35 protein-coding genes are annotated in these 22,155 nt (G+C 67.7%); 3 read left to right on the plus strand and 32 right to left on the minus strand.

Annotated elements, in window-relative coordinates; translation table 11 throughout:
- From VEC57_14865 to VEC57_15000, 28 genes are all read right to left on the minus strand, one after another.
- A partial coding sequence (locus VEC57_14865; protein ID HYC00416.1) for a portal protein occupies nt 1-2,009 on the minus strand: 2,009 nt, incomplete at its 3' end.
- Nucleotides 2,010-2,011: 2 nt separating this feature from the next.
- Nucleotides 2,012-2,278: a hypothetical protein gene (locus VEC57_14870; GenBank protein HYC00417.1), complete on the minus strand. Its 267-nt coding sequence runs from the start codon at nt 2,276-2,278 to the stop codon at nt 2,012-2,014.
- A complete protein-coding gene (locus tag VEC57_14875) occupies nt 2,278-2,445 on the minus strand; it encodes a hypothetical protein (GenBank protein ID HYC00418.1) in 168 nt (55 codons plus the stop codon). The genes VEC57_14870 and VEC57_14875 overlap by 1 nt, the downstream gene beginning before the upstream one ends.
- A 41-nt stretch (nt 2,446-2,486) precedes the next feature.
- Nucleotides 2,487-2,939, minus strand: coding sequence for a hypothetical protein (locus VEC57_14880; protein ID HYC00419.1), 453 nt, complete (start codon nt 2,937-2,939; stop codon nt 2,487-2,489).
- Nucleotides 2,930-4,372, minus strand: a complete 1,443-nt coding sequence (locus VEC57_14885) for a phage terminase large subunit (protein ID HYC00420.1) — start codon at nt 4,370-4,372, stop codon at nt 2,930-2,932. The genes VEC57_14880 and VEC57_14885 overlap by 10 nt, the downstream gene beginning before the upstream one ends.
- Nucleotides 4,356-4,640: a hypothetical protein gene (locus VEC57_14890; GenBank protein ID HYC00421.1), complete on the minus strand. Its 285-nt coding sequence runs from the start codon at nt 4,638-4,640 to the stop codon at nt 4,356-4,358. The genes VEC57_14885 and VEC57_14890 overlap by 17 nt, the downstream gene beginning before the upstream one ends.
- Before the next feature lie 12 nt (nt 4,641-4,652).
- Nucleotides 4,653-4,871, minus strand: coding sequence for a hypothetical protein (locus VEC57_14895; protein ID HYC00422.1), 219 nt, complete (start codon nt 4,869-4,871; stop codon nt 4,653-4,655).
- Nucleotides 4,868-5,149: a hypothetical protein gene (locus tag VEC57_14900; protein HYC00423.1), complete on the minus strand. Its 282-nt coding sequence runs from the start codon at nt 5,147-5,149 to the stop codon at nt 4,868-4,870. Before VEC57_14900 ends, VEC57_14895 begins: the two co-directional genes overlap by 4 nt.
- 53 nt (nt 5,150-5,202) lie before the next feature.
- The gene (locus VEC57_14905) at nt 5,203-5,862 is read right to left on the minus strand and encodes a hypothetical protein (GenBank protein ID HYC00424.1); all 660 of its coding nucleotides are present in this window, start codon (nt 5,860-5,862) and stop codon (nt 5,203-5,205) included.
- Entirely contained in the window at nt 5,841-7,094 is a 1,254-nt protein-coding gene (locus VEC57_14910) for a DEAD/DEAH box helicase (GenBank protein HYC00425.1), read from the minus strand. Before VEC57_14910 ends, VEC57_14905 begins: the two co-directional genes overlap by 22 nt.
- A gap of 189 nt (nt 7,095-7,283) precedes the next feature.
- Nucleotides 7,284-7,505 (minus strand): hypothetical protein, encoded by a 222-nt coding sequence (locus VEC57_14915; protein HYC00426.1) that lies wholly within the window; start codon nt 7,503-7,505, stop codon nt 7,284-7,286.
- A 1-nt stretch (nt 7,506) separates the two neighbouring features.
- Nucleotides 7,507-8,046: a hypothetical protein gene (locus tag VEC57_14920; GenBank protein HYC00427.1), complete on the minus strand. Its 540-nt coding sequence runs from the start codon at nt 8,044-8,046 to the stop codon at nt 7,507-7,509.
- 328 nt (nt 8,047-8,374) lie between these two features.
- The gene (locus VEC57_14925) at nt 8,375-9,943 is read right to left on the minus strand and encodes a ParB/RepB/Spo0J family partition protein (protein ID HYC00428.1); all 1,569 of its coding nucleotides are present in this window, start codon (nt 9,941-9,943) and stop codon (nt 8,375-8,377) included.
- 39 nt (nt 9,944-9,982) lie between these two features.
- Nucleotides 9,983-10,696 carry a putative metallopeptidase gene (locus tag VEC57_14930; GenBank protein ID HYC00429.1) on the minus strand — a complete coding sequence of 238 codons (714 nt, stop codon included), beginning with the start codon at nt 10,694-10,696 and terminating at the stop codon, nt 9,983-9,985.
- Nucleotides 10,677-11,078, minus strand: a complete 402-nt coding sequence (locus VEC57_14935; protein HYC00430.1) for a hypothetical protein — start codon at nt 11,076-11,078, stop codon at nt 10,677-10,679. Before VEC57_14935 ends, VEC57_14930 begins: the two co-directional genes overlap by 20 nt.
- Nucleotides 11,079-11,092: 14 nt before the next feature.
- A complete protein-coding gene (locus VEC57_14940) occupies nt 11,093-12,220 on the minus strand; it encodes a hypothetical protein (GenBank protein HYC00431.1) in 1,128 nt (375 codons plus the stop codon).
- Nucleotides 12,221-12,355: 135 nt separating this feature from the next.
- Nucleotides 12,356-12,670, minus strand: coding sequence for a hypothetical protein (locus VEC57_14945; protein HYC00432.1), 315 nt, complete (start codon nt 12,668-12,670; stop codon nt 12,356-12,358).
- A 213-nt stretch (nt 12,671-12,883) separates the two neighbouring features.
- Entirely contained in the window at nt 12,884-13,087 is a 204-nt protein-coding gene (locus VEC57_14950) for a KGG domain-containing protein (GenBank protein ID HYC00433.1), read from the minus strand.
- Nucleotides 13,084-13,941, minus strand: a complete 858-nt coding sequence (locus tag VEC57_14955; GenBank protein ID HYC00434.1) for a hypothetical protein — start codon at nt 13,939-13,941, stop codon at nt 13,084-13,086. The genes VEC57_14950 and VEC57_14955 overlap by 4 nt, the downstream gene beginning before the upstream one ends.
- Nucleotides 13,938-14,210 (minus strand): hypothetical protein, encoded by a 273-nt coding sequence (locus VEC57_14960; GenBank protein ID HYC00435.1) that lies wholly within the window; start codon nt 14,208-14,210, stop codon nt 13,938-13,940. The genes VEC57_14955 and VEC57_14960 overlap by 4 nt, the downstream gene beginning before the upstream one ends.
- Nucleotides 14,210-14,845 carry a hypothetical protein gene (locus tag VEC57_14965; GenBank protein HYC00436.1) on the minus strand — a complete coding sequence of 212 codons (636 nt, stop codon included), beginning with the start codon at nt 14,843-14,845 and terminating at the stop codon, nt 14,210-14,212. The genes VEC57_14960 and VEC57_14965 overlap by 1 nt, the downstream gene beginning before the upstream one ends.
- An 8-nt stretch (nt 14,846-14,853) precedes the next feature.
- Nucleotides 14,854-15,849, minus strand: a complete 996-nt coding sequence (locus tag VEC57_14970) for an ATP-binding protein (protein HYC00437.1) — start codon at nt 15,847-15,849, stop codon at nt 14,854-14,856.
- A gap of 121 nt (nt 15,850-15,970) precedes the next feature.
- Nucleotides 15,971-16,309, minus strand: coding sequence for a hypothetical protein (locus tag VEC57_14975; GenBank protein ID HYC00438.1), 339 nt, complete (start codon nt 16,307-16,309; stop codon nt 15,971-15,973).
- Nucleotides 16,306-16,593 (minus strand): hypothetical protein, encoded by a 288-nt coding sequence (locus tag VEC57_14980; protein HYC00439.1) that lies wholly within the window; start codon nt 16,591-16,593, stop codon nt 16,306-16,308. The genes VEC57_14975 and VEC57_14980 overlap by 4 nt, the downstream gene beginning before the upstream one ends.
- Nucleotides 16,590-16,763, minus strand: coding sequence for a hypothetical protein (locus VEC57_14985; GenBank protein ID HYC00440.1), 174 nt, complete (start codon nt 16,761-16,763; stop codon nt 16,590-16,592). The genes VEC57_14980 and VEC57_14985 overlap by 4 nt, the downstream gene beginning before the upstream one ends.
- Entirely contained in the window at nt 16,760-17,185 is a 426-nt protein-coding gene (locus VEC57_14990; GenBank protein ID HYC00441.1) for a hypothetical protein, read from the minus strand. Before VEC57_14990 ends, VEC57_14985 begins: the two co-directional genes overlap by 4 nt.
- On the minus strand, nt 17,166-17,555 hold the full coding sequence (locus VEC57_14995) for a hypothetical protein (GenBank protein HYC00442.1): 390 nt from the start codon (nt 17,553-17,555) through the stop codon (nt 17,166-17,168). Before VEC57_14995 ends, VEC57_14990 begins: the two co-directional genes overlap by 20 nt.
- Nucleotides 17,555-17,770, minus strand: a complete 216-nt coding sequence (locus VEC57_15000) for a helix-turn-helix transcriptional regulator (GenBank protein ID HYC00443.1) — start codon at nt 17,768-17,770, stop codon at nt 17,555-17,557. Before VEC57_15000 ends, VEC57_14995 begins: the two co-directional genes overlap by 1 nt.
- 32 nt (nt 17,771-17,802) lie before the next feature.
- On the opposite strand from VEC57_15000, the gene VEC57_15005 reads away from it, so the two are divergent.
- From VEC57_15005 to VEC57_15015, 3 genes are all read left to right on the plus strand, one after another.
- On the plus strand, nt 17,803-18,357 hold the full coding sequence (locus VEC57_15005) for a hypothetical protein (protein HYC00444.1): 555 nt from the start codon (nt 17,803-17,805) through the stop codon (nt 18,355-18,357).
- A 168-nt stretch (nt 18,358-18,525) separates the two neighbouring features.
- On the plus strand, nt 18,526-19,347 hold the full coding sequence (locus VEC57_15010) for a choice-of-anchor D domain-containing protein (GenBank protein HYC00445.1): 822 nt from the start codon (nt 18,526-18,528) through the stop codon (nt 19,345-19,347).
- Nucleotides 19,348-19,477: 130 nt separating this feature from the next.
- Nucleotides 19,478-20,536 carry a tyrosine-type recombinase/integrase gene (locus tag VEC57_15015; GenBank protein HYC00446.1) on the plus strand — a complete coding sequence of 353 codons (1,059 nt, stop codon included), beginning with the start codon at nt 19,478-19,480 and terminating at the stop codon, nt 20,534-20,536.
- Nucleotides 20,537-20,672: 136 nt separating this feature from the next.
- On the opposite strand, the gene VEC57_15020 is transcribed toward VEC57_15015, so the two are convergent.
- The 4 genes from VEC57_15020 to VEC57_15035 form a co-directional block, all read right to left on the minus strand.
- Nucleotides 20,673-20,885 carry a hypothetical protein gene (locus tag VEC57_15020; protein HYC00447.1) on the minus strand — a complete coding sequence of 71 codons (213 nt, stop codon included), beginning with the start codon at nt 20,883-20,885 and terminating at the stop codon, nt 20,673-20,675.
- A complete protein-coding gene (locus VEC57_15025) occupies nt 20,882-21,427 on the minus strand; it encodes a hypothetical protein (GenBank protein HYC00448.1) in 546 nt (181 codons plus the stop codon). Before VEC57_15025 ends, VEC57_15020 begins: the two co-directional genes overlap by 4 nt.
- Nucleotides 21,428-21,488: 61 nt before the next feature.
- On the minus strand, nt 21,489-21,755 hold the full coding sequence (locus tag VEC57_15030) for a hypothetical protein (protein ID HYC00449.1): 267 nt from the start codon (nt 21,753-21,755) through the stop codon (nt 21,489-21,491).
- Nucleotides 21,755-22,081: a hypothetical protein gene (locus VEC57_15035; GenBank protein ID HYC00450.1), complete on the minus strand. Its 327-nt coding sequence runs from the start codon at nt 22,079-22,081 to the stop codon at nt 21,755-21,757. The genes VEC57_15030 and VEC57_15035 overlap by 1 nt, the downstream gene beginning before the upstream one ends.
- Between the last annotated feature and the right edge of the window lie 74 nt (nt 22,082-22,155).

The following is a 22,155-nucleotide window of genomic DNA, read 5'->3' on the forward strand; positions in this document are numbered from 1 at the left end:
CGGAGCTGTTCGAGTGCCTGCTCGCCTTTCAGCTGCTGCAGGCCCAGTTCGAGGTGCGCCTTCAGCTGCGCGAGCTGCACGTCGCGCTCGCCCTTGACGGCATCCGTGTCGATGATGCGCTGCAGCTCCTGGACCTTCGCCATGGCCGCTTCGACCATCTGCTGTGCCTGGGCGAGCTGCTGCTGGACCTGCGGCGGCAGCACCTGGCCGCCGTCCTTCGCCTGCTTGACGGGCGCCGGCAGCATCGTCTCGAGCCGTTTGGCCATCTCGTCGCCAATCGGCCCGAGGTTCTTCAACTTGATGACGAGGTCGCCGATGAGCGCGAAGACCTCCGGCCGCGCGCCGATGAGCGTGTCGGCGAATGTGCTCGCCTGCTCACGCTCGCTCTCGAAGCTGGGGCCGGTCGAGATCGTCACGTCGTAATCGCCCTCGGTCAGGATGATGGGCTGCTGCGACTCCTCGTCGACGGTGTTCGGATCGTTGATGCGCAGCTGGATCGGCGTGTCGTCCGGCTTGCGCACGTGAATATCGCGCGCCGTGTCGTAGTAGTGGGGAATCAGGTCGTTCAAGACGACGCCGCAGTGCCGGAGCGCGTCCTCGTAGTGGTCGATGAAGTGATACGAGCCCTTTTGCGCGCTCGTCTCGATCTGCCGGAGTGCGACGCCGCTCTTTTCGTTGCGCCGCTGGGCCTGCGTCGGGAGAAACCCGCTACCCATCGCCGACTGGATGGCCCGGCGAGCCGCTTCAGCGCCGACCTCGAGGCCGGCAATCGGCGGCTCGTACGGTTGCCGCGCAGGGAATGACAGCACGGTCCCTGCCGGCACACCCTCGACGGTCGGCTTCACCGTGACGACGGCGACTGGCTCGTGCAGCGACTTCTGGAGGTTCTTCAACTGCGCGGGCGTGAGTTGCCCCTCGTACGCGAAGTACGGGAACTTCGGCGTCATACCTACGAGCTCCGCCTCGCATGAGCGGTAGTAGCAGTAGAGCATGTAGGGATCGCGGGCCAGGCGAATGAGCGACAGAACCTTGCGTTTCGGACCATTCCCTTCGTCGACCCAGATCACTTTGCCGAGGCACGCGACGATCGGGATGTACTCGCCTGGCCAGTCGACCGTTTTGAAGATCTCGAGACCGTTGGTGAGCTTTTGACAGACGTACGGCGCGTCGACCTCACGCTCGCGGATGACGCGACCTTTCTCCGCGCGCCAGTCGGCATCGGTCATCGTGTCGCGCCAGACCGCCTGCGGTTCCCCGTCCTTTGGATGTGTCGGATGCGGCAACAGCACCAGCGTGCGCGGCTTGGACTCGATAGCCCAGGCCTCCGCGACCCACACTTTCTTGTCGTTCAGCCAGAGCGGCCCCGCCTCACTGAAGACGTTGTTGCCCGAGAAGTTCTTGATCGTCGCGCCGCGAAACAGCGGGTTGCGCTTGAAGTCCTCGTGCAGCCAGGCCTCGCGCACGAAGGCGTACCGCTGATCGCTCATGTCCGGACGGAGCGCGTCAGGGTCCGGCGTCACCAGGTCGGGATTAACGATCGGATCGATGCGCAGCTCCTGGTCGAAGCTGCGGGCGGTGGGTTTGTCCACGGTGCGCTGCGCGTACGTGGCGGAGACCCGCAGAAACCCGTACCCACGCTGGACCGCGTTCTCGAATGCGGTGGTGTACGCCATCTGCGCGTGCGACTTGTATTCGATCTGGCGAATCAGGTTCGCGCGCGCGTTGGCGAGGGCGTCGTTGGCGCCGTTGCCGGTCGCCGTGATCCGGATCGCGCGCTTCGACGCGCGGACGTCGTTCACGAGCTGATTGACGTACTGCCCGAGCTCGTCGAGCGAGAGCACCGGGCGCTTCGCCTCCTCGCGCGCCCGGCGATCCTTCGGATCCCACGGGTCGCCGGCGATGTAGCGCATGTCCTTGGCGCCTTCCTCGCGGATCGGCTGCCACTCGTTATGCGCGTATTCGAAGCGCTCGCGGAGTTCCTTCAGCGCGCCGTCGTCGGTGTCGGCCATGGTCAGACGTGCCGCGTGAAGATGCGATCCTTACACCCGCACCGGAGCCGGATCTCGCCGCCGAGCAGCGGCTCACGCCGAATCGTCGGATCCGGACACGCCGGCGCCTCGCACCGGAACACGAGCGCCAGCGCGCGGCCCTTCAGCAGCTTGCTGGCCTTCTCGATCGCGCGCCATTCGTCGAACGTCCACACCTCGCGGGCGCGGGCGTGCTCTTCGGGGACGTAGAGACCGGCGGCGTTCGGCTTGAAGCCAGCGGTGGGGACCATCAGGCGTGCCCCTGCGGGGCGGGGATGACGGCGACGAGCGCGGCGCCGTGCGGCCAGTCCCGTGCGGCCTCAGCGGCTTCGCGCTGCTGGTCGGCGAGCTCGCGGGCGACGCGGGCGAAGGCGACGCGGGCGCAGAAGTCGTGCACCGTGCGCTCGGTGGGGGTCACGCGCAGCAGAATGCGCGAATGGTTGAGATCGGCGCAACCGATTACACGGTTGAGTCGGGGTCGACGATCGTCTGGATGTGCTGAAAGTAGTCGCGCACCTCTGGCACGAACTGCGACCCAGACCCGTCACCGGCGAGCTCGTAGCGCAAGATGCCGTTCACTTGGCGCTGCCCGCGCGCATCTTCGGTCGGCGGGTGTTGCTCGATCACTCGCCATCGCCGTCCGCCGAGCGCAAATTCGTCGCCAGGCCGCAGTTTGTCGGCCGGCACGCTGTACAGGTTGCCGACGAGAGCGTTCGCCGCTGTTTTGAGGTAGCTGGCGCGCAGTTGTCGCGAGAGCCAGACGAGGCGCGCCATGGCCGGATCCGCCGGCGGGTCCGCTTCGGTCTCTGCCCACTCCCGCGCCAGCGCCGCCAGGCGGGCGTCAATCAGCTGCTCGCGAAAAGCCCGTTCGAGGAACAGCGCGAGCGTCACGTCGTCACGCGTCATCCCCATGGGCTCACCGGCCGATACGGCTCGGGCTCTTCCTCCTCGACCGGCTTCTTCCACGGCGCCCCGAAGTTCACCTCGAGGTACTCCGCGCAGTTCTGGCCGTGCTCATACCAGCCGTCCTTCTTCGGCACCCGCACGGGCTTGTTGTTGACGCTCACCGTGTGCGGCGACCAGACGTAGCCGGCCTCGAACCCGTCGGTAAGGAACCGATCCACGACGACGTTGTCGGCCGAGATGCGCAGCCAGCGATCACTGTTCGACACGAGGAAGGCCTCGCTCCCGTCCGCCGCCCGCTTGCGCATCTGCCCCGCCATGCGCTCGATCATCGCCAGGCGCACGATCGGGGAGTTGCTGTCGGGCACGGACCGCGGGTGGACGCCCTTCTCACGCAGCGTGGCGACCGCCCCCTTCGTGCCGTGACTCGTGTCGGTCGCGCCGGCCGGGTCGCAGCACTCGGCGATCTCGATCGCGCCCGGGAACCAGAGCGCGCGGTAGTGCAGCACCAGATCCATGAACGCGTCGAGATAGAGCGACTGCCCCAGGATGCCGGCGAGGAACCGCGCCTGGCCGAACGCGCTGATCTGTTTGAACACGACGCAGGGATGGTGCTTGCCGAAGTCGAGCGCCATCAGCAGCCGCAGCGTCGCGTCGAACTCCGCCGGGCCCTCGTGCCGCTTCCGCTCGAACGCGCCCTTGTAGACCGGCTCGCCGATGACGTTCAGCCCGCGCTTGCCGAGCACCATTGTGCGGTGCTTCGGGTGCGACGGCGGATAGAGCCGCTCAAGCGTCGGGATGACCTCCGGCGCCAGGTTGTGGGCATTGTCGTGCACGCTCAGGGAGATGTACTTGCGCTGCGGGAGAAAACGATTGTCGGTCGGGAACTCACGGGCGATCCAGTGCGTTTCCTCGACCGCGTTCGGCGAGATGGTGATCTGGTGCGGAAAGCCCTTCTGCGAGAGCCGCGCCGCGAGCTCGAGGTACACGTCGTGCGGCAGCTCCTCGGCCTGGTCGACGTAGACCCGTGACAACGTCAGGCCGCGGAACTTCGCATAGCGCAGCGTCTGATCCTGCGTCTTCAGTCCGCGGATGTAGACGCGCGCCTTGTTCGGGAGCTCGTCGTACTGCTCCTCGGCGTGCCACTTGAGCGCGACGCCGGCCTTCGCGCAGATCGCGCGCCACACCGGTTTCAGGAGTGAATGCGTCGCGTCGTCGGTCCAGCGACACAACATGCCGTGCATGCCGGGGTGATTGAGATAGGCGTTGAGCTCCTTCCAGAGGCAGATGGTCGTCTTGCTGGCGCGGAGCGCGCCCTCGACGTCGAGCTCGCGCGTGGTGTCCTTCAGCGCGACCGACTGCTGGCCGCGCCAGTGCATGCGGCACTCGTCGTCGGCCGGCGGCGGCAGCGTAGCCGCGGCGGCCTTACGCCGGCGTGCCATCTTCGTGCACGTGGACGATCTTCTTGATGACCATCGAGAGGTCCCCGCCCTCGGGCCCGGTGATCGCTTGCGGGGCCTTGCCGTGGGCGCGATCGAGGATCTCCTTCGCGGCGGCGATGCGCGCGCGGTCGTCGGCCTTCGGGTTCTTCATGATCGCGACGAGCGTCTTGATCGCCTCGTCGGAGTGCTTCGCAGCCGCGGCTTTCACGTCGGCGGTCGCTTTATTCGGCGTGCCTTTGCGACGGCCGCCGGTCTTCTGGCCCTTCATGTCTAGATCGCTCTACTTTTGAAAACTGTCGATCGCCTGCTCGATCGGCCGAGCGAGGACGTTCATCGCCGGGTGCAGACAGCGCCGCAGCAAATCTGCACGATCCTCCTCAATGCGGCCCAGGTCGATAACCCACGCAGCGAACGGCTTTTCGCCGGCGTCGATGCGCGCCTGCAGCCGCGTGCCGGTGTCATCACCCTCGAACAACTCCGCGCGCAGCACCAGAATCACAACCGCTCCTTGGGAATGACTTTCAGCGTCCGCGAGCTGGCCGCGCGCTGGTACGACCGCTGATAGACGCCGGCGCGACGGCCGCCCGGCTTCGTGCCGACCTTCACGACGCGCCCGGTCCGCAGCAGGTAGTGCACCCACGAGTGCGCGGTTTTCCAGGGCCACCTGAGCGCCGCCGCGACGTCGGCGATGGTGCGCGGCTGTTTGAGGGCGCGCAGCACTCTGCGGACCATGCGGCCGTCGTGGGCGGGCCGATCGCCGTCGTCGTCGAATCTCACGGCGTCCACATCAGAGTGCATGGTTGAGTCGGCGGGCGCAAACGATTACACGGTCACTCGCCGATGCGGCCGCGCAGCACGGCACGCTCAAGCTCGGTGAGGTCCCACACGGCGACGACGGCGTAGAACGGTCCACCGAGCGGCTTCAGAAGCATCGGATCGCGGGGCGCTTCGCGCGTCCACACCGCCTCCCACAAGATGCAGAACCGCTCAAGGCTCGCCTTCGGACGCAACTCCGCGGGCACCGTCGGCGTGAGGGCCTTCGCCTTTCGTGACCAATCACTGGGGCGATTCACGTATTGGGCGGTGTTCCGCTCGTTGTTCCAGCGCGTAGACCAGGTCTCAAACGTGCCAGCGGGCAGTTCGGCACGGGTCGATGCCGCAGGGCGACCGCGGTAATACTTACCAGGGTCGTAGCCGGTGAACACCGCCCCGCCGCCGGCGAACATCTCCACCCAGCAGTGCGCCTTGTCGGCCCGGCCGATGGCGAGCTTCGGGTAGAAGTCTGCACCGAGACCGGCGGCGCGCATGGTGTGCGGCAGGTCGATAACGGGGTTGCCGCGCGCGATCTCGCGATACGCGCGCATCAAGGCGGCGTCCTCGTTGCGCCGGCGCTGATCCTCGGCGTCGCGATCGCGGGTCACGAGTTTGCGGTACTCGAGGTACGCCTTCCGGGCTTGGGTGCGCGGCATTACGAGCGTGACGGCGTGCATGGGGCCTCCTGTGCGTTGCGAAACGTGGCGGGCCCGCGCGGCGGCCCGAAATACACATTGGTGAGCGGGACGCCGTTCGACACGATGACCCACTGGTCACCTTTCGGCCCGCCCGGCTGCATGTGCAGATCCTCGATGCGCCCGAAACGCGTCACCAGGTCGACCAGGTCGACGACGTGCGCGGTCGGTTTCGAGGGATGCGGACGCAGCACGCGCCCGACCATCTGGTAGTAGAGCGCCAGCGACATCGTCGGCCGCGCGAGCACGACGGTCGTCAGCTCGGGATAGTCGAACCCCACGGTAAGCACGCCAACGTTCGTGACGACGCGGATCCGCCCGTCGCGAAACCCCTGCAGGATGCCGGCGCGCTCATGGTCCGGCGTGTCCGCGGTGACGACTGCGGCGCCCGGGATGGCCTGCGCGAGGGCACGCGCTTCGTCCGTGAACCGCGTGAAGACGAGGACGTTCCGATGGCCCTCGGCGAGCAGCTGCTCGACGCGGGCCCGGAGCCGCGCGGCGAAGCCGATCTCCGCGAAGTGCTGCTGCACCGCCTGGTTGTCGTAATCCGCGCCGGTCGAATTCAACCGGAGCTGCGCCTGGTCGAGGAGCGGCTCGCGGTGATACGCGATCGGCGCCAGGAAGCCGGCGCGAAACAACGGCGCCAGGTTCGTGTACTGCACGACGTCCTGGAACACCCGCGGCCGCGTCCGCGTGAGGAAGCGCAACTGCGAGCCGAGTGCATTCGAGGCGAGCCGATAGGGCGTCGCTGTGAGCCCCAGGATGCGCGCGTGCTGCAGGCCGTCGAGAAACTGGCGATACATGCCCTGTTTTGCGTTCACGAGGTGACACTCGTCGATCAGCACGTAGCGGAATGCTTGGAACTGCGCGGCGTGCTTGACGACGCTGCCGATCGTCGCGAGCGTGATCGCGCCGATGCGCTTGCGATTGAGCGAGGCCGAGAAGATCTCCGGCGCGTAGCCGTAGCCGCGCAGCTTCTCGGCGTTCTGCGCGAGGATCTCGCGTGAGGGCTGGAACACGATACAGGGCGCGTCGAGCGCCGTCGCGATCGCCGCGATGATGAGCGACTTGCCGGATCCGGTCGGCGCGACGATGACGCCGTGGCGGCCCGTGAACCGCCGATCAGTCAGATACATCCGCGCGCGCTTGACGGCGTTGTCCTGGTAGACGCGCAACTGGTAGCCGGTCGACGCGGCGGCAAGCAGGCTGCTCATGCGTGGGGTCCGACGCGGTGCCGCTTCTTCGGCATGGTCATACTCGGTTTCCGCTTCTCGGGCAGATCGGGCTTCGCGTCCTCGCGCATCGGTTCCGCCGTCGACGCCGAAATGCCGGACGGGATCCGCGCCCAGCTGCACACGCGACACTGGCGACGGCCGCAATCGCGGAGGGCGCAGCACATCGGCTCAGCCTCGCTGTTCCTCGCGGCTCGCGTGTTCGTAGAGCCACACGTACGCCTGGCGCCGCACCGTCGGATCGATCGGCCGCGCCGAGCCGTGGAGCTCCGCGAGCAGGGCGACGATCACCCGCTCGGCGGCGCGCAGCTCCTTCTCGCGCGACTGTGCCAGCGCGAGGTCGATCGTGCGCTCGAGCGCCGGCGTGTCGTCGAGATGCGGCATGTCAGGCATGTCAGGCGATCGACTTCTTCTCAATCGGCAGCCCGAGCTGACCGCCGAGCCAACGGTTGTATCTGATCGCCGGCCCGCGCGTGAAGAACGGCCGCGACATGCGTTTCCCACCGGGTTGCACGCGGAACACCTGCAGGCACCGCACCGCGCAGCTGTCCCCGACGCGCACGAGCCAGCTACGATCGAGCCGCAGTCGGTCACTACCACCGTTCGCGATCCACATCGTGTGAAACCAGATCACGCGCTCTTTCGCGATGAACGCGGCACCGCGGAGCAGCTGCTGTTTCATCTGCTGGTTAATCGACACATACGGCGGATCGAGAATGACGACGTCGAACGCGTCCTGACGAAACGGAGGCAACCATGCGTCCGCGATCACGTCTGGCCGCACGATGGGATCGATATCGATTCGCGTGCCGAAACGGGCTCGGCCGCCGAACAGATGACAGACGCGCTTGCCAGCCGTCATCGCTCGCAAGTGCCGATCGACGGCTGGCGGGAATGACCAGCCGTTGCCGAACGCTTCCGTTGGTTGCTGCACCACAGCACGCCGATCGGGCGACGACCGCCCCCCCCTGTCATGCCACGGTCCTCGGCTGCTGAATGCGGGTGATGATGGCGGCCAGGCGCCAGAGGCCGCTCTCTACTTGCACGAGTGCGAGTCGCTGCCCGCGCGCGGCGCCGTAGCGGGCCCGTGCCTGCTGCGACCGCACGACGCGACACAGGAAGCAATGCGCGAAGCCGAGCGCGTTGGCCGGCAGCGACTGGCCACAGCGCCGGCAGCCGCCACGTCGCGAGACGCGACGGCTCCATGCGGTGCGCCGATCGACGCGGCGATTCATGCGCGCCTCGCGATGGGCTCGTCCCATTTACCGTGTCCGCGCCTTCGCGACCTTCTTCGCCGGCGCCGCGGCTGTCTCGGGCCCCGGGTTCGGCGCGTGCTTGTCGCGCACCGCCTCGAGCTTCTTGATGTCCAGGCCGAGCGGCTTCGCCGTGTCTTTCACGAATTCGTCGAACGACTCGTAATAGCCGCCCTCGATCGCCAGCACCATCAGTCCCGCCGCCAGGTTCTTGTGCCAGTCCGAACCGAGGTGCTTTTTCAGTGTGGTGACGGAGCTATACAGATCGAGGCTGGCGTCATCAAAGATCCACCGGGCCTGAGCCGACGTCAGCGCCTTGATGGACTTGATCTGGCTGATCGCCGCGGCTTCGATCAGCGGCTCGAGCTTCTTCCACGCCTCCTGCGCACGTTGCCGTGCCGCAGCCTCCTCCCGCCGCTTCGCCTCTGTTGCCGCCTCGCGCTGATTCGCCTGTCCGCCCTTGCCCTGGACGCGGAGCTTCTGATTCTTCTCGCGATCGCGAATCACCTTGCCCCAATGCACCAGGCACTTGTCGCGATTGACACAGACGCGCAGCGTCGTGCCCTGGCCCGGACCGGCGACGAACACGCCAAGGACGCTGTGATCGCAGATCTTCGAGCCGTCCTTGCCGTCGGCGCGTTCCCACGACTCGCGACCGAACGTCCGTTCCTTGTCGTCGCGAGCGTCGTCGCTGACGCGGTACTCGTGCGTGATCGCGATGACCTTCTTGCCGCGGCCGGGCTCGGCCTTCGCGGCGTCGACCTCCTGCTTGACGGCGGCGAAGTCGAGCGGCGCCGCGGCCGCCATGTGCTCGACGTCGAACCGCACGTGATGCGCGATCCAGCTCTCGAGCTCCTTCACGGTGACCGGCTTCAACCCGCGATAGAGGTTCTTCGCGGTCGGCTCGCCGTCCTCGTCGTCGTCGATCGCGAGGCGGGCGTGTTCGTCCTGCCAGAGCCCCTTCCCGCGATTGAAGCGATCCGGCACGTCGAGCGCGCGCTCCTGATCCTCGGGCTTCAACTTCGCGAGCAGCTCCGCGTGCCCTACGAGGATCCGCTCGGCGTCGAGCAGCTTCTGCAGCACCGGAATCAGATCGAGCAGCTTCATCCGGTCGTGCACGTACTTCTCGCTGCGCCCGATCTTGTCGGCGATGTACGCGGCGCTGTAGCGCGACGGGTTCGACTTGATGAGATCGCGATACCCGCGCGCCTCCTCCAGCGGCGTCAGGTCCTGCCGCTGAATCGCCGACACGAGCTGAATCTCGAGGACCTCGCCGTCGGTGAGCTCGCGCACGACGACGAGCGCCGAGCGGAAGGCCTCGCCGTACTCGCCGTTCGTGACCTTCGCCAGGTCCTGCAGCGCCCGAAAACGCCGCTCGCCGTCGACGATCTCGACGCGACCCTTCTTCCCCGGCCGGCCGAGCATCGGCACGAGGACGCCTTTGTGTGATTCGATGCTGCGCTTCAGGTCCTCGAGGTATGCGGTCTCGAAGCGCTTGCGCGGATTGAGCGGAGACGGGTCGAGCAGCGTGATCGGGATCCGCTCGACGCGATCCGCAGGTGCCGTAACAGTGTCCATCGTGACTGTGCTCCTGTGAAAGCCGGACGTTGACGGGGGTCAGTGCGCGTGCGGCCGCTCCTCGGCGGCCGCCTGACGCGCGGTCGGTTCGAGCTCGTCGAGCGGCGTGCCCGTGATGCGGGCCTGCCAGGCCTTCCAGCACGCGCAGCGCTTTACCGCGCCGTCGGTGCGGGTCGGGTCGGGGACCCAGCCCGGCGTGCCCGCGCACGATTCGCACGGGCTGAAGCCGACCATCGCCGCGCGACGCAGCGCCTGGGCCATGCGCTCGAGGTCGTGCTTGTAGAGGCCGTGGCGCTCCGGCACCACATGGAACTCCTCGATGTCATGCTTGCGAAGGCGATACACGGGTCGCCCGCGCTCGTCGACCACCGGCTCGCCGTCGCGATCGAGCGTGATCGCCGCATGACAGAGCTCGTGATCGAGCAGCGCCGCGCGGTGCCGGTCCTCGATCAGCGGATCCGTCCAGTAGGCCTTCGACAGCAGAATCACGAAGTCGAACGCCATGAACTCGCGATCGAGATCCGAGGCCTTCTTGCACTTGCCGATCGTGACCTTGCCGTCGACGTCGGGCTTCCACGACGTGCACCAGGCCAGCGCGATCCGCGCGAAGCGGATCTCGTGATGGTGCTCGCGCACGAGCGCGTCGAGCAGGCGATACATCGGCTCGCCGCGCGGCGAGTCGCGCGGGATGAACTCGTAGCTGACCGTCTTGCCGCTGCTCGTGCGCGGCTGCTTACGTCTCGGGCGAGGCATGATCGCGTCCCTTCGTGTAGTGCGCGGCGACCGCGTCGGCCCGGAGATAGCCGTGCGTCACCAACCAGGCAATGACGGCGTCGATGCCGCCGACGACATGCGCGATCCCGGCGGCCTGGCAGCACGCGCGGTACTCGCGTTGTTCCGGCCGCAGGCGGCCGCCGGCGGCTTTGCATTCGATCTCGAGCAGCACGCGCGTGTCGGGCGTCTGCCCCTTCAGGAACGCGCGCACGTCCGGGAGCCCGGGCGTCTGCATCGTGCCCGGGTAGTCGCCGCGGCGCCGCACGGTGCCGAGCACGTAGACCTTCGCGCCGAGCGATCGCAGCAACCGCACGATGCCCGCCTGTTCTACCTTCTCAGGGCGAGCCGCGGGCTCGCCCACCAGACGCCGGCGGCTCATGCCGTCCCGTCCTTGCGCGCCCCGTCGAGCAGCACCGTGAGATCTGGAATGCCGGCGGTCTCGCGCACCAGGTGCGTGACGGCGCGCGCGAACAGCCGCGCGTATTCCTCACGCGAGACGCGCACGCGATAACTCGCGAGCTCCGCGGCCGCCGCGGCTTCAATCTCGGGAATGACGACGGCCGCGCGTGCGGCCGCGAGCAGCTCCGCGTCGAGCCGCCGCAGGGTCGCCTCGCTGCACGGCTCACTCAGCGCGCGCGACACCTTCGCGCACACCTGGCCGAGCGGGGTGTCCGCCGGCGGCTGCGCGAGCTGCCGCAGGATCCGCGCGTGCGTGTCGGCATACCAATCGCGCGGCGCCGCGGTGCGGAGGGCCCCTTCGGTGCGCAGCTGCTGCTCGTACTGCGTCACGCGGTGCTTGAGCACGTGCACGCCGTAATCGCTGTTGCGCACCCAGGGGTCGCGCCGATCCGCCCACATACGGAGCGTGATCGCCTGCAGCTCGCCGATCGAGCGCCCCCGCAGCAGCTCGCGCACGACGCGCTCGGCTTTCACCGGATCGACCTGGTAGAGGCCGCCGCGATGCGTCGGGTACTCCGCGACGAACCAGTCAAGGAAGACTTCTGCTGCTGCTTTCGCGTCGTCGGACTCAGCAGTAGCAGTACTCTTCTGGATCAAGGTACGTACAGCACGATCCTCAGAAGAGATCCCGCGCAAATCCGGACAAGTTGACCGCTTTTTTCCGGACATCTTGTCCGCCGATGAATCGGACATCTTGTCCGCCTTTTCGGCGCGCGGCGGCGATTCAAAACCGGACAAGTTGTCCGCTTTCTCGTCGTCGCCCACCACGAAGAGCGGCCCGACCAAGCGGGGCATCGCGTAGATCGCCTTCTTGCCGCGGCGCACGCGCCGCACTTCGCCGACGGACTCGAGGACGTCGAGGCACCGGCGCACCTGGCGCTCGGTCAGCAGCGTGAGGCGCTGCAACTGCGCGAGCGACGTCGGGCCCGTCTTGGCCTTCTGGCGTCGCACGCGTGTGGCGATCGCGAGCAGCACGAGCCGCGGGCTGCCCTTCACCTCGGGCTGCTGACAAGTCCACGCGTATTTGATCGCGTGCCAGCTCACACGCGCGCTCCGATCGATCGATGCGTGCGCCGAGTACGCCTCGGCGAGATCGCCCCGAAGGTTGGCAGTGCTGCGACCGATCTCCGGCGTGGCCCTCTCACGCCGACACGCATCGAACCTGAAAGCCGCATCGCGTCAGAACCGATTCAGGGAGGCGATCGTGTGACGGCGTTCGAGGAGCTCGTGCACGTCGATGTAGCCGAGCGCGATCGCTTCCTGCAGGCACCAGAGGACAGTTTCGATTTCTGGCGTGATGCGCTGCGCAAACTGCTCGTGACGCCGAGCGTCCACGATCGCGGTCTGCGCACGGCGCTGCGCGCGTGATCGGATCGACTCAGTGAACGCGCGCGTCTCGCCGCCGGCGTCGGCGAGGAAACCGGATTCGGGATTCGCACAGCCGGAAACGGTGCCATGGGGGCGCTTGGGAACGTCCGCGTAGATCTCGTCCATCACTACTCCTTGAAAGGGCCGGATTGCTCTCCCTCCGGCGTAAGTCACGTCTAGCCGCGATCCGTGCGACTGCTCGTGGTGTATCTCGCTCTTCGCTCTCTCTCCGACTTGCTGTTCAGTGCCCGACCTCTGATTTGCGCGGGGGTCGATCTCGCATCGACCATCGGTCAGCACCTCAGGACCGCCGACCCACCCGGCCCGCGCAAGCTCTCGTTACCGCGCCGGCGTCGGCAACTTGCCGCGGCCGCCGCGACTGGCGATGCCGCCGAGGCGGCCGGCCTCGCGCGCTTCCTCCGGCGTCCACGTGTGCGCGGTGCCCTTCGCGTGCGCGGCCTTGCCGCCCTGGCTCGCGATCGCGCGCTGCTTTTCAGGCGGCATCGAGCCAAAGCCTCGTCGTGCCTTCTTGGACGGGATCACGCGGACGCTCCTTCGACGGCGGCGACGGCGGGCGCCGGAATCGGTTCGCCGTCTTCGGTGACTTCAAACACAGGCGCACAGACGCGCGGCGCTTTCACCTTGGTCGGGTAGTCGGGGTTCGGATGCACGCGAATGTCGTCGACGCGCACGGGGCAGGCGATATACCGCGCATCCTCGGCGTTATAGAACGCGCGCGCGTGGCCCGGTGACGGGCAGAAGTGCAGCCCGACGCCGCACTCGTGCGCGTCCATCCGCGGCACCGACGGCAGCGTGCCAGGCCGCCAGAAAAACGCCGGATCGTGGTTGCTCGCAAAGTCGTGACGGACTGCCTTGTAGAGCGTGACCACGCCGTCGACGATCGGGAGCCCATAGAACGCGCACCATTCCGCTGCGGTGCTGCGCTCGAGCCGCGTCTGCTGTCCGCCCTCGACCTGCGGCGCTGCGCCCTCAATCAGGACCGAGCACTGCGGGCCCGCGGTAACCGTGGTGCGGCCGCTGACCGACAGCTGGACGTAGCCCCTCGCCTCGACGCGCGGCTGCGAGCTGTCCCTCGCCACGACGCGCGGCTGCGAGCTGCCCCACGCCTCGACGCGCGGCTGCGAGCTCTCCCTCGCCTCGACGCGCGGCTGCGAGCTGCCCCACGCCTCGACGCGCGGCTGCGAGCTGTCCCTCGCCACGACGCGCGGCTGCGAGCTGTCCCTCGCCACGACGCGCGGCTGCGAGCTGCCGACGACCTGCAGCAGCAGCTCGTCGGCGCTGGTGACGACGATGGTGACGTCACCGTCGATGGTGATCTCGCGGCCGCCGGCGGCGATCGCGGCGTCGAACTCAGCTTGTGTGCGGACGACGATCACGATCGCGCTCCTGCGGTGAGAGAAGCGGCCTGGCGCTCCTCGCGTGCGATCGCGTCTTCGCGGCACTCGATGGCGCTGACAGTGACGGAGCTCCCCGTGAAGCTCTCGTAGACGGTGAGCGTGCGGCTGCCGACATACAGGTCGCGGCCGCCGTTGAATCCCACTTCGGTGAGCACGAGGACCTCGTCGCCGAGGCGTTCGCGCACGTCCTCGAGCGCGCGCAGCAGCTCGCCGAGCGTGCTGCGCTGCAGAATGATGGGCGCCGGCATTACGCGGCCTCCGCTTTGTGCTGGCGCTCGCGCAGTAATCCGTCGAGCCCTTTGGCGCGGACGTAGTCGGCAAACCGCGCGACGAGCTCGCGGCACTCCTGATGCAACGCCGGATATGGATAGAGCGTGAACGTCTCGATGCTCTTGAGCTCGATGACGCCGGTCGACCCCTCGTAGAGGCAGAACACGTGATAGGTGCACGCGGCCGCTTCGAACAGGTCGAGCATGAAGCGCCACTGGCAGCTCTTGGCGTACTTGTCGAAGTCGAACGTCGAGAGCGTCGTCTTGTTCTCGATGATGCGCGTCCCGATCAGTTGATCGGCCTTCGCGACGACGGTGCAGTCGCCGTACGCCTTCGTCGTCTTCGCTTCGAACACGCCGCGGCGATCGAACAGCGCGAGGGGCTCGGCCATCACGTCGTCGCCGAACGCGAAGCCGTTGCAGATGTAGCCGCTCCGCACCCTGTAGCGGTCTGGATCCTCGAGCACGCGGCCGAAGGCCTGCCCGAGGAGCACGGCGTGCGTCGGGACGAACTCCCCGCGGATCGTCGCGAGGAGCTCGTCTTCGGTCATCCAGTCGTTGTCCGGCTCGCAAAAGAGCCGGTACGACTCGAGCGTCGTGGTGCTGATGCGCATGGCGTCGCTCAGAGCAGGCTGCCGACCGGTTCCGGCTCCGGCGTCGCCGGCGCAAGGAACCGCTTCGTCACCTTGTCGAACGGGATGCCTTTGCGCTCCGCAGCCTCGAGCAGCAGCTTGGCCACCTGCGGCAGCACCACCGGTGCGAGCTGCTTGATCTCCGTCACCGCGCGGTTGAATTCGTCGGCGGTCGTGAACGTGTCGATCTGCGCGCGCCAGTCGTCGACCTGCTGCGTCGCGATCGCGCTCGCCTCGCTGATCTTCCCGAGCGCCTCGCGGCCCTGCGCGTAGAGGTCCGCCATGAAGGCCTGCGCTTTGCCGATCGGCGGGATCGGGAACGGCGCCCAGCCCGCCGGGTTCTTCCCGATCCAGCGGTCCGTCGGGTTGAAATCGAGCACGCGCTCGCGGCCGTTCATGTAGACGTAGCCGACGAAGTCCGCGATCTTCATCACTTCGCCGTAGGAGCCGCCGACGATCTCGGGCCGCACGACGCGGACGTCGCCGTCTTTGTCTTCCTTGTCGTGCGCGATGAGCAGGACGTCCTTGCCGAGCGCGCGCAGCGAGGCGATCCACGTGCGGAAGCGCGTCTTGAGCGTGCCCCAGCCCTGTTGCGACAGGTTGCCGTTCGGCGCCAGCTTCGGGCTCTCGCGCGCGATCTCCGCGGTCATCACATCGAGGCAGCGGCCGACCGTGTCGACGACCACGGAGCGATACGGGTCGAGCGCCTGGCCGGCGTGCATCAGCGCGGTGACGTCCGCCCAGCTGTCGATGATGAGCGTGTCCTTGCGGTTCGCCGCGCGGTGCGCGCCCTTGTCGAAGTCGAGCGTGAGCACGTCGGGCATCGAGTAGCCGAGGCTCGACTTGCAGATCCCCGGCTGGCCAAACAGCAGGAAGACCGGATGCTCGACGGGGATCGCATCGGTCGCTTTGACAATCTTCATCATCGGGAGACTCCTTCGGGATGGACGTGACCAGGGGACCGCAACGCGGCGCAGCTCGCGCACGTGGCGACGGTGAAACGGCCGCAGTGCCGGACTTTGCACAGCCAGCCGGTGCGGCAGACGAGACAGGTGTGCGTGTGCCAGTGCTGCGAGAGGCGCGCGACGAGCGCGCGGACAACGCGCGTCATCGCACCCGCCCGTCGGCTTTGGCAAGCAGGATGAGGGCGTCGTCGGCGAACGCGGCGAGGCTCTCATCGCCGCTGTGGACGGTCTCGCCAACCTGCTGCCACCAGGTGACAAACTCCCGCACGAACGCGAGGAGATCTGGCGCGACACTGGGCCCGACCTTCGAGGCCTCGACGACGTGCGGCAGGGCGGGCGCGCGATACCCGCCGTGGGCGTCGAGCTCGAGCAACATGAAGTCCGGCAGACGACCATGGCGCAACTGGTCGACGGCGCTACGGCCGGCCTCCGTGACCGTCTCCGCCTCGACCGTCACGATGACGTGCGCTTTGAAGGTCATGCCGGCACCTGTCGCACGAGCGCGAGCCGCCGCCGGCGCCGACGCGCACCCGGCGCGTCATGCTTCGCGTAGCCGCCCTCGTACCAGTTCTGGAGATCGACCTTGCGCCACTCGAGCGGCGTCGTGCGGCCGCTGCGCGGCAGCGGCGGCGGCACCATCGTGCCGGCGCGCACTTCGCGGTAAATCGTCGTGACCGACCGCTGCAGCACGCGCGCGACGTCGTCGATGTGGCAGATGAGCGGCACGTCGTCCCACGAGGTGAACGGCGTCGGGCGATCGCTCATGCCAACCACCACGCGGCCCCGACGAACACGTAGCCGAGGCCAGCCGACACGAGCGCTTCCACGTACACCCCGCGCTGCTCCGGACTGCCCACGGGCAGCAGCTGCGCGGCCGCCGCGGATGCCACCGCGAACACGAACGCCAGGAACGCCGCCACGAGGCACCCGATCACCGCCGCACCACCCGCAAGTAATTCGCGGCGCTCACCATCAGATCGGCGACGGCGTGCCGCTCGTCGTCGACGCCGCAGATCGACAGCCCGGTGAGCTCGCCAAGGACCTTTGCGCACTCGCGCGCGAAGGGCGCCGGCAGCGTCGTCTTCATTACGCGGTTGCGATCCGTGACGGCCGCCGAGAATGCACGCGAGAATTCCGGCGCGGTCAGATCGAAGATCGCCGCCATCTCCTTGTCCTGCATCCCAAGCCGTGACCCGGCCAGCAGGCACACCTTCACGAAATCAACGGCGGGCGCGTCCGCGACCGCGACGGCATCCGAGTTGCCATAAGTTGCCGTCGCGGCGGCAACTTTGTTTCGTGGTGTTGCCAGCCCCATCGGCGGCAAATTGACCTGCGTGCTACTCGACGACGACGACACGATCGACTCCTTGCCGGGGGGAAACGGCATCGGACAACTGGACAAAGCCAAGGCGCCGCAGCTCGCGCAGGCGGCGGGCGCCGATCTTGAGTTCCGCGGCGACAGGACAGAGATCGCGCATCGCGTCGAACGCCGTGGGGTGATGGGCGCCGACGGTGCGATGCGTGCGGCAGACCATCACGTAGTCGGTGAGGCCGGTCGCGGGGCTGGTGCGGCTGAAGACGTCCCGCACGCACTGCACCTGCAGGCTCTCCGCCGCCAGCGCCTCGAGTACGCCGAGGTCCTGTGCGCGATCGAGGTGCGGCGCCAGCAACTCTGCGCGCTGTGCGCGCGGGAGCGGACCCTGCGGGCGCGCCTGATCGACGGCCATTAGGCGGCCCTCCGGATCGTGTAGCGGCGGATGTTCTTGCCGAGGGCGTCGGCGATCTGCTTCCAGGTGCGTGGGTTATGGCGTTGCCCCTTGAGCACCCGGGAAATGGTCATGTCCGACAGTTGGGCGGCGCGGGCCAGGTCGGTGGGCAACCAGCCGCGTGCGGCGAGGTCGTCAACCAACTTGTCAACGTCGAACCGCGTGTCTGTGCTCATGTAAGCACAAACCCTAAATCAGACGTGCTTGGGTGTCAACACCTTTTTTAACCGCGTTTCTCTTTGAGCACGAATGCGGCGCTAGACTGCCGGTCAAAATGCCAGTCGTGCGCGGCGCGCGGACGCCGCAGTTCGGTGACAGGCTCCGCGGCTACCGAGAGACTTTGCTAGGGAAACGCAACTCACTCGATCAGGTTGCTGAGCGGCTACAAGCCCTCGGGTTCAAGACGGGCAAACGCACGGTTTCGGAATACGAGCATGGGCGCCCCCCCAACATGGCGATTCTCTGGGGTCTCTGTCAGGTGTATCGGCTGGATTTTGTTCAGCACTGCATGCTCGTCGCCAACGAACTTACGGGTGGCCTCGTGAACGCCGCGCCGACGGAGACGCCGATCTCGGAAGAAGCGACGGAAATCGCGCGGGCGTTCGATCGTGGCCCAGACGATCTAAAGGATCTGATTCGTCACGCGGTGCGGATGAACGAGACCGCCGAAGCGCAAAGGCAATCGTCATTCGAACGAACCGCCGATGCTCGGGTGACAGCGCGCGATAGCCGCGAACGACAGAGAAGATCTCGGAGGGGTTGACCGACGCCATGACGACTCCGGCCGCGGGCGAGGGAGAGCCCGAGAAGCGAACCCTACCGCTGGTCTGGTACTCGATGCAACGACGAATGCTGATGTGACGGTTTCATTTTCGTAGGTCGCGCTGAGCACGCCTCCCCCCGGCGGCGCCTTTAACCAGGAGCAGCGACGATGATGACCCGGACGGCGACCTTGATGTTGGCGATCTTCGCCGCAGCGTGCGGTAGCAGCAGCTCGCCGGCGAACACCCCCACCGGGCCGAGCACCCAGCAGCCCCCGCCAGCGCAGACCCGAATCCTCGCGATCACCGGCTCGTTGACCTTTGGCCAGGTATTCGTGGGTGCCTCGCGCGATCTGACGATTACGTTGGCCAACAGCGGCACCGCCACCTTGACCGTCCGCGGGCTGTCGATCACGGGTGGGCTTGCGAATCACTTCTTTACGAGCTGGACGAGCGGAACCATCGGGCCTGGCGGGTCGCAGGTCATCACGATCACCTTCGCGCCCGAGAGCGGCGGATCGTTCTCGGGGACGATCACCATCGACGCCGATCACACCAGCGGTACGAACACAATTCCAGTCACCGCGACAGCGCTGTTCAATGCCGCCGGCACCTGGCGCGGCAACTACGTCGTCGAGCGCTGTGATGGCACCGGCTCGGTGCAGGACCTGCTGTGCAGCACGCAGCGAGGAGTGTTCCCGCCGGGGTCGCTCTTGCCGATTCGCCTATCGTTTTCACAAAACGGCGCGAGCCTCGCCGGCACAGTGGAGTTCGGCCAAGTCACCGGCCCTGTGTCCGGCGTCATTGGCAATGACGGCACGATTACCCTTCAGGGCACGGCGACGTCCGGCACGCTCACTGCGGCGATCAGTACGTGGAGCACGCGCGTCAGTGGTAACAGCATGGCGGGAACCGTCACGTACAACGTCACGGTGAGCGGCACGCCCGGCATCGGGGTGCTCGTCGCGCGGTTATCCGGCGTGTCGCGCTGACGCATTACGGCCAGCTCGAGGTTCAATGGGCAAGCTAGGCAAGCGCGTCGCCGAAGGCATCTTCCGCAGCGCGACCCAGCTGACCGCGGTCGTGCAGGTCGGCACCGGCCCGCACAAACGCGGCCGCCGCGTGCGCTTCGAGCTCGGCACGCCGTACCACGAAATCGAACGCGAACGCGAGCGGATCCGCGTCGAGCTCCACGAGGAACAGCCGATCGTCCGCCCGGGCTCCTTCGCCGCCGACGTCGCGCGCTACCTCGAACGCGCGAAGAAGCGGCCGGCCTCCTGGAAATCGAAGCGGTCGGAGATGCGCGCCTGGATCGCGCAGTTCCAGGACAAGCGCCGCGGCACCATTCGGCCCGAGGACATCGATCGCGCCATCGCGACCTGGCGCGCCGCCGGCGTCTCGCTCAAGACGATCCAGAACCGCTGCCGCACGCTGCATCACTTCTTCGTGACGCTGGCGAACAACAAGAAGGCGCGCACGCCGCTCGATCACATCGACGTGCCCGTGCCGCCGAAGCGCAAGCCGACCTTCGTCGACGTCGCCACGATCCAGCGCGTCGAGCAGCAGCTGCGCACCGGCGATCCGCTCTTCCACGCCGTCTACATGGTGATCGCGAGCACCGGCCTGCGGCTCTCGCAAGTGAATCGCCTGCTGCCGACGCTGACCCGCGACGACGTCGACGCCGGCGTCGTGACGCTCGAGGGCGGGAAGGGCGGCGAGGCGATCCCGATCGTGCTGAACAGCGACCAGCGCGCGGCCTTCGAGGCGCTGCTCCGGACGCGCCGGCCGTTCCCCACGGTCGGGCCGATTCGCTACACCACGATTGACGCCACGGCGTTCGCGCGTGCGGTCCGGGCCGCAGGCTGGCCGGCCGGCGTGCGGCCCTATAACGCCCGCCACGCGGTCGGGATTGAGCTCGCCGAGCGTGGCGCCGAGGACGCCGACATTCAGGCGCAGCTGGGGCACTCGGATCTGTCGCTGGTGCGGAAGCACTACACCGGCATTCGGCTGTCGAAGATGCGGCGGATCAGTGAGCTGCTCGAGGGCCGGCTGGGGTGGGGCCACGGGTCATCCTCGGGGTCATCCTCCGACGACCACAAGAGCCCGAAAGCGCCTGAAAATGACAAAACCGCGGACGCCACGTTGGACGCGGCGCCGCGGTCAGATCGTCGAATTTCTTAAGGATTTCGTGGTTGCGGGGGGGGGATTTGAACCCCCGACCTTTGGGTTATGAGCCGCGCGCACGCTCGCGCGAAATCGAATCTAAGCCGCTCTCGTGCAATGACTTACGAGCAGGCGGGTGTCCGCGAGGGTCATCCTAGGTGACGGCAGCCGAGTCACCTGCCTCGCCGATCGGAGCATCGGCGCTCCCAGCGGCAGGCGCTCGGCCTTCCGGTTGCCGCACGCTCCACGCGCGCCCGCAACAGTCGCAGACGTAGTGATCGATCACCGTCTGCTGCGTCTCGAGAATGGTGAAGCCGACCAGCGTCGGCGCCGCGGCGACGTCGCACCCGCACGGCCGCGCGATCATGGCGTGCCTCGCACGGGCATCGGCACCTGGCCGGTCAGAGCCTTCACCGCGTACGCGATATCGCGCTCGAGGTACTTCGCGCCCCCAAAGGCGTGCTTGTGCATCGCCAGGTAGCGCGCGGAGATCTCGAGGTACCGCGCATAGCCATAGTGCTTGGCGATCCCGACCGCCACGAGCTCGGCGAAGACTTGCGCCGTGGAGCTGTCCTCGAGCGCCGGCGGCTGGAACAGGTGCGCGGCTTCGTGCGCGAGGACCTCGAACCGCGCGTTCACCGGCAGGCCTTCGCGGATCAGGATGACGCCGCGGCGCAGGTCCGCGAGCCCGTAGGCCCGCAGCGGCTGCTCGTGAATTTCGATGCCCCATCGCGTCAACCGATCGTGCAGCTGCAGGTAGGCCGGCCCCATCTCGTCGCCGGGCGTCGGCTCGTAGCCGGCGTCGACGTGCAGGATCGCGGTCGACCGTCGGATGAGCGCCGGCGCGCAGCCGGTCAGGCACGCGATCGCCCCGCCGCACGCGATCACAATCGCGAGCGACACGCTCACCGCCACCGGAGGATCGTCGTCGCGACTCAGGGACATGACCGACCTGCCTTTCGCCGTGCGTCTAGAAGTCCCACCGGGCCCGCACGCCGGCCTCCGGGGATGCGTGGCGCACCCAGCCCACCCAGCCAGCGACGCGCACCCCGCCCGCGCGGACCGCGCCCTCGACGCGTGCGCCGGTGTTCGTGGCGTCGACCTGCACGAACCCGCGGCCGCTCGAGGGCGGCAGCTTGGCGAGCGTGTCGCTGAGCGCCTTGTCCATCGCCGAGCGAATCGGCTGCGCACTGGTAACCGGCGGCAGCGCCGGCTGCGCCTCCAAGGGCGACGGCATCAGCGCACCCCGTTCGCCGCCGCCCGTCGCAAGTCCGAGAGCGCGGCCGCGGCGCCGGCGCCGATCGCGGGCAGCTGCGCGTGAATGACGCGCAGCGCTTCGTCGCGCGTGATGCCCGGCACCTTGTCGACGAGGGACGCGATCGCGCGTTCGAGCTTGTCGGCCGAGTGCACAACGATCGACGCGCGCAGGCGCTGACTCGCCCACTCCTCGGCTTCGGCAGCCGCCAGGCGGGCGTAGTGCTCGAGCCGCGCTTCCTGCTCGCGGGTGATCTGCAGCCCCATCTTGCGGAGCTGCTGCACGAGCGCGGCGACGGCGAGCGGCACGAGCGCGACGATCGCGGCGTTGAGGATGGTCCGGAGACTCTCGTGAATCAGGTCATGCATGGCGTCAGGTCCTT

The organism is Candidatus Limnocylindrales bacterium (assembly GCA_035626395.1).
In the GTDB taxonomy this organism is placed as follows: Bacteria; Desulfobacterota; Binatia; order UBA1149; family CAITLU01; genus DASPNH01.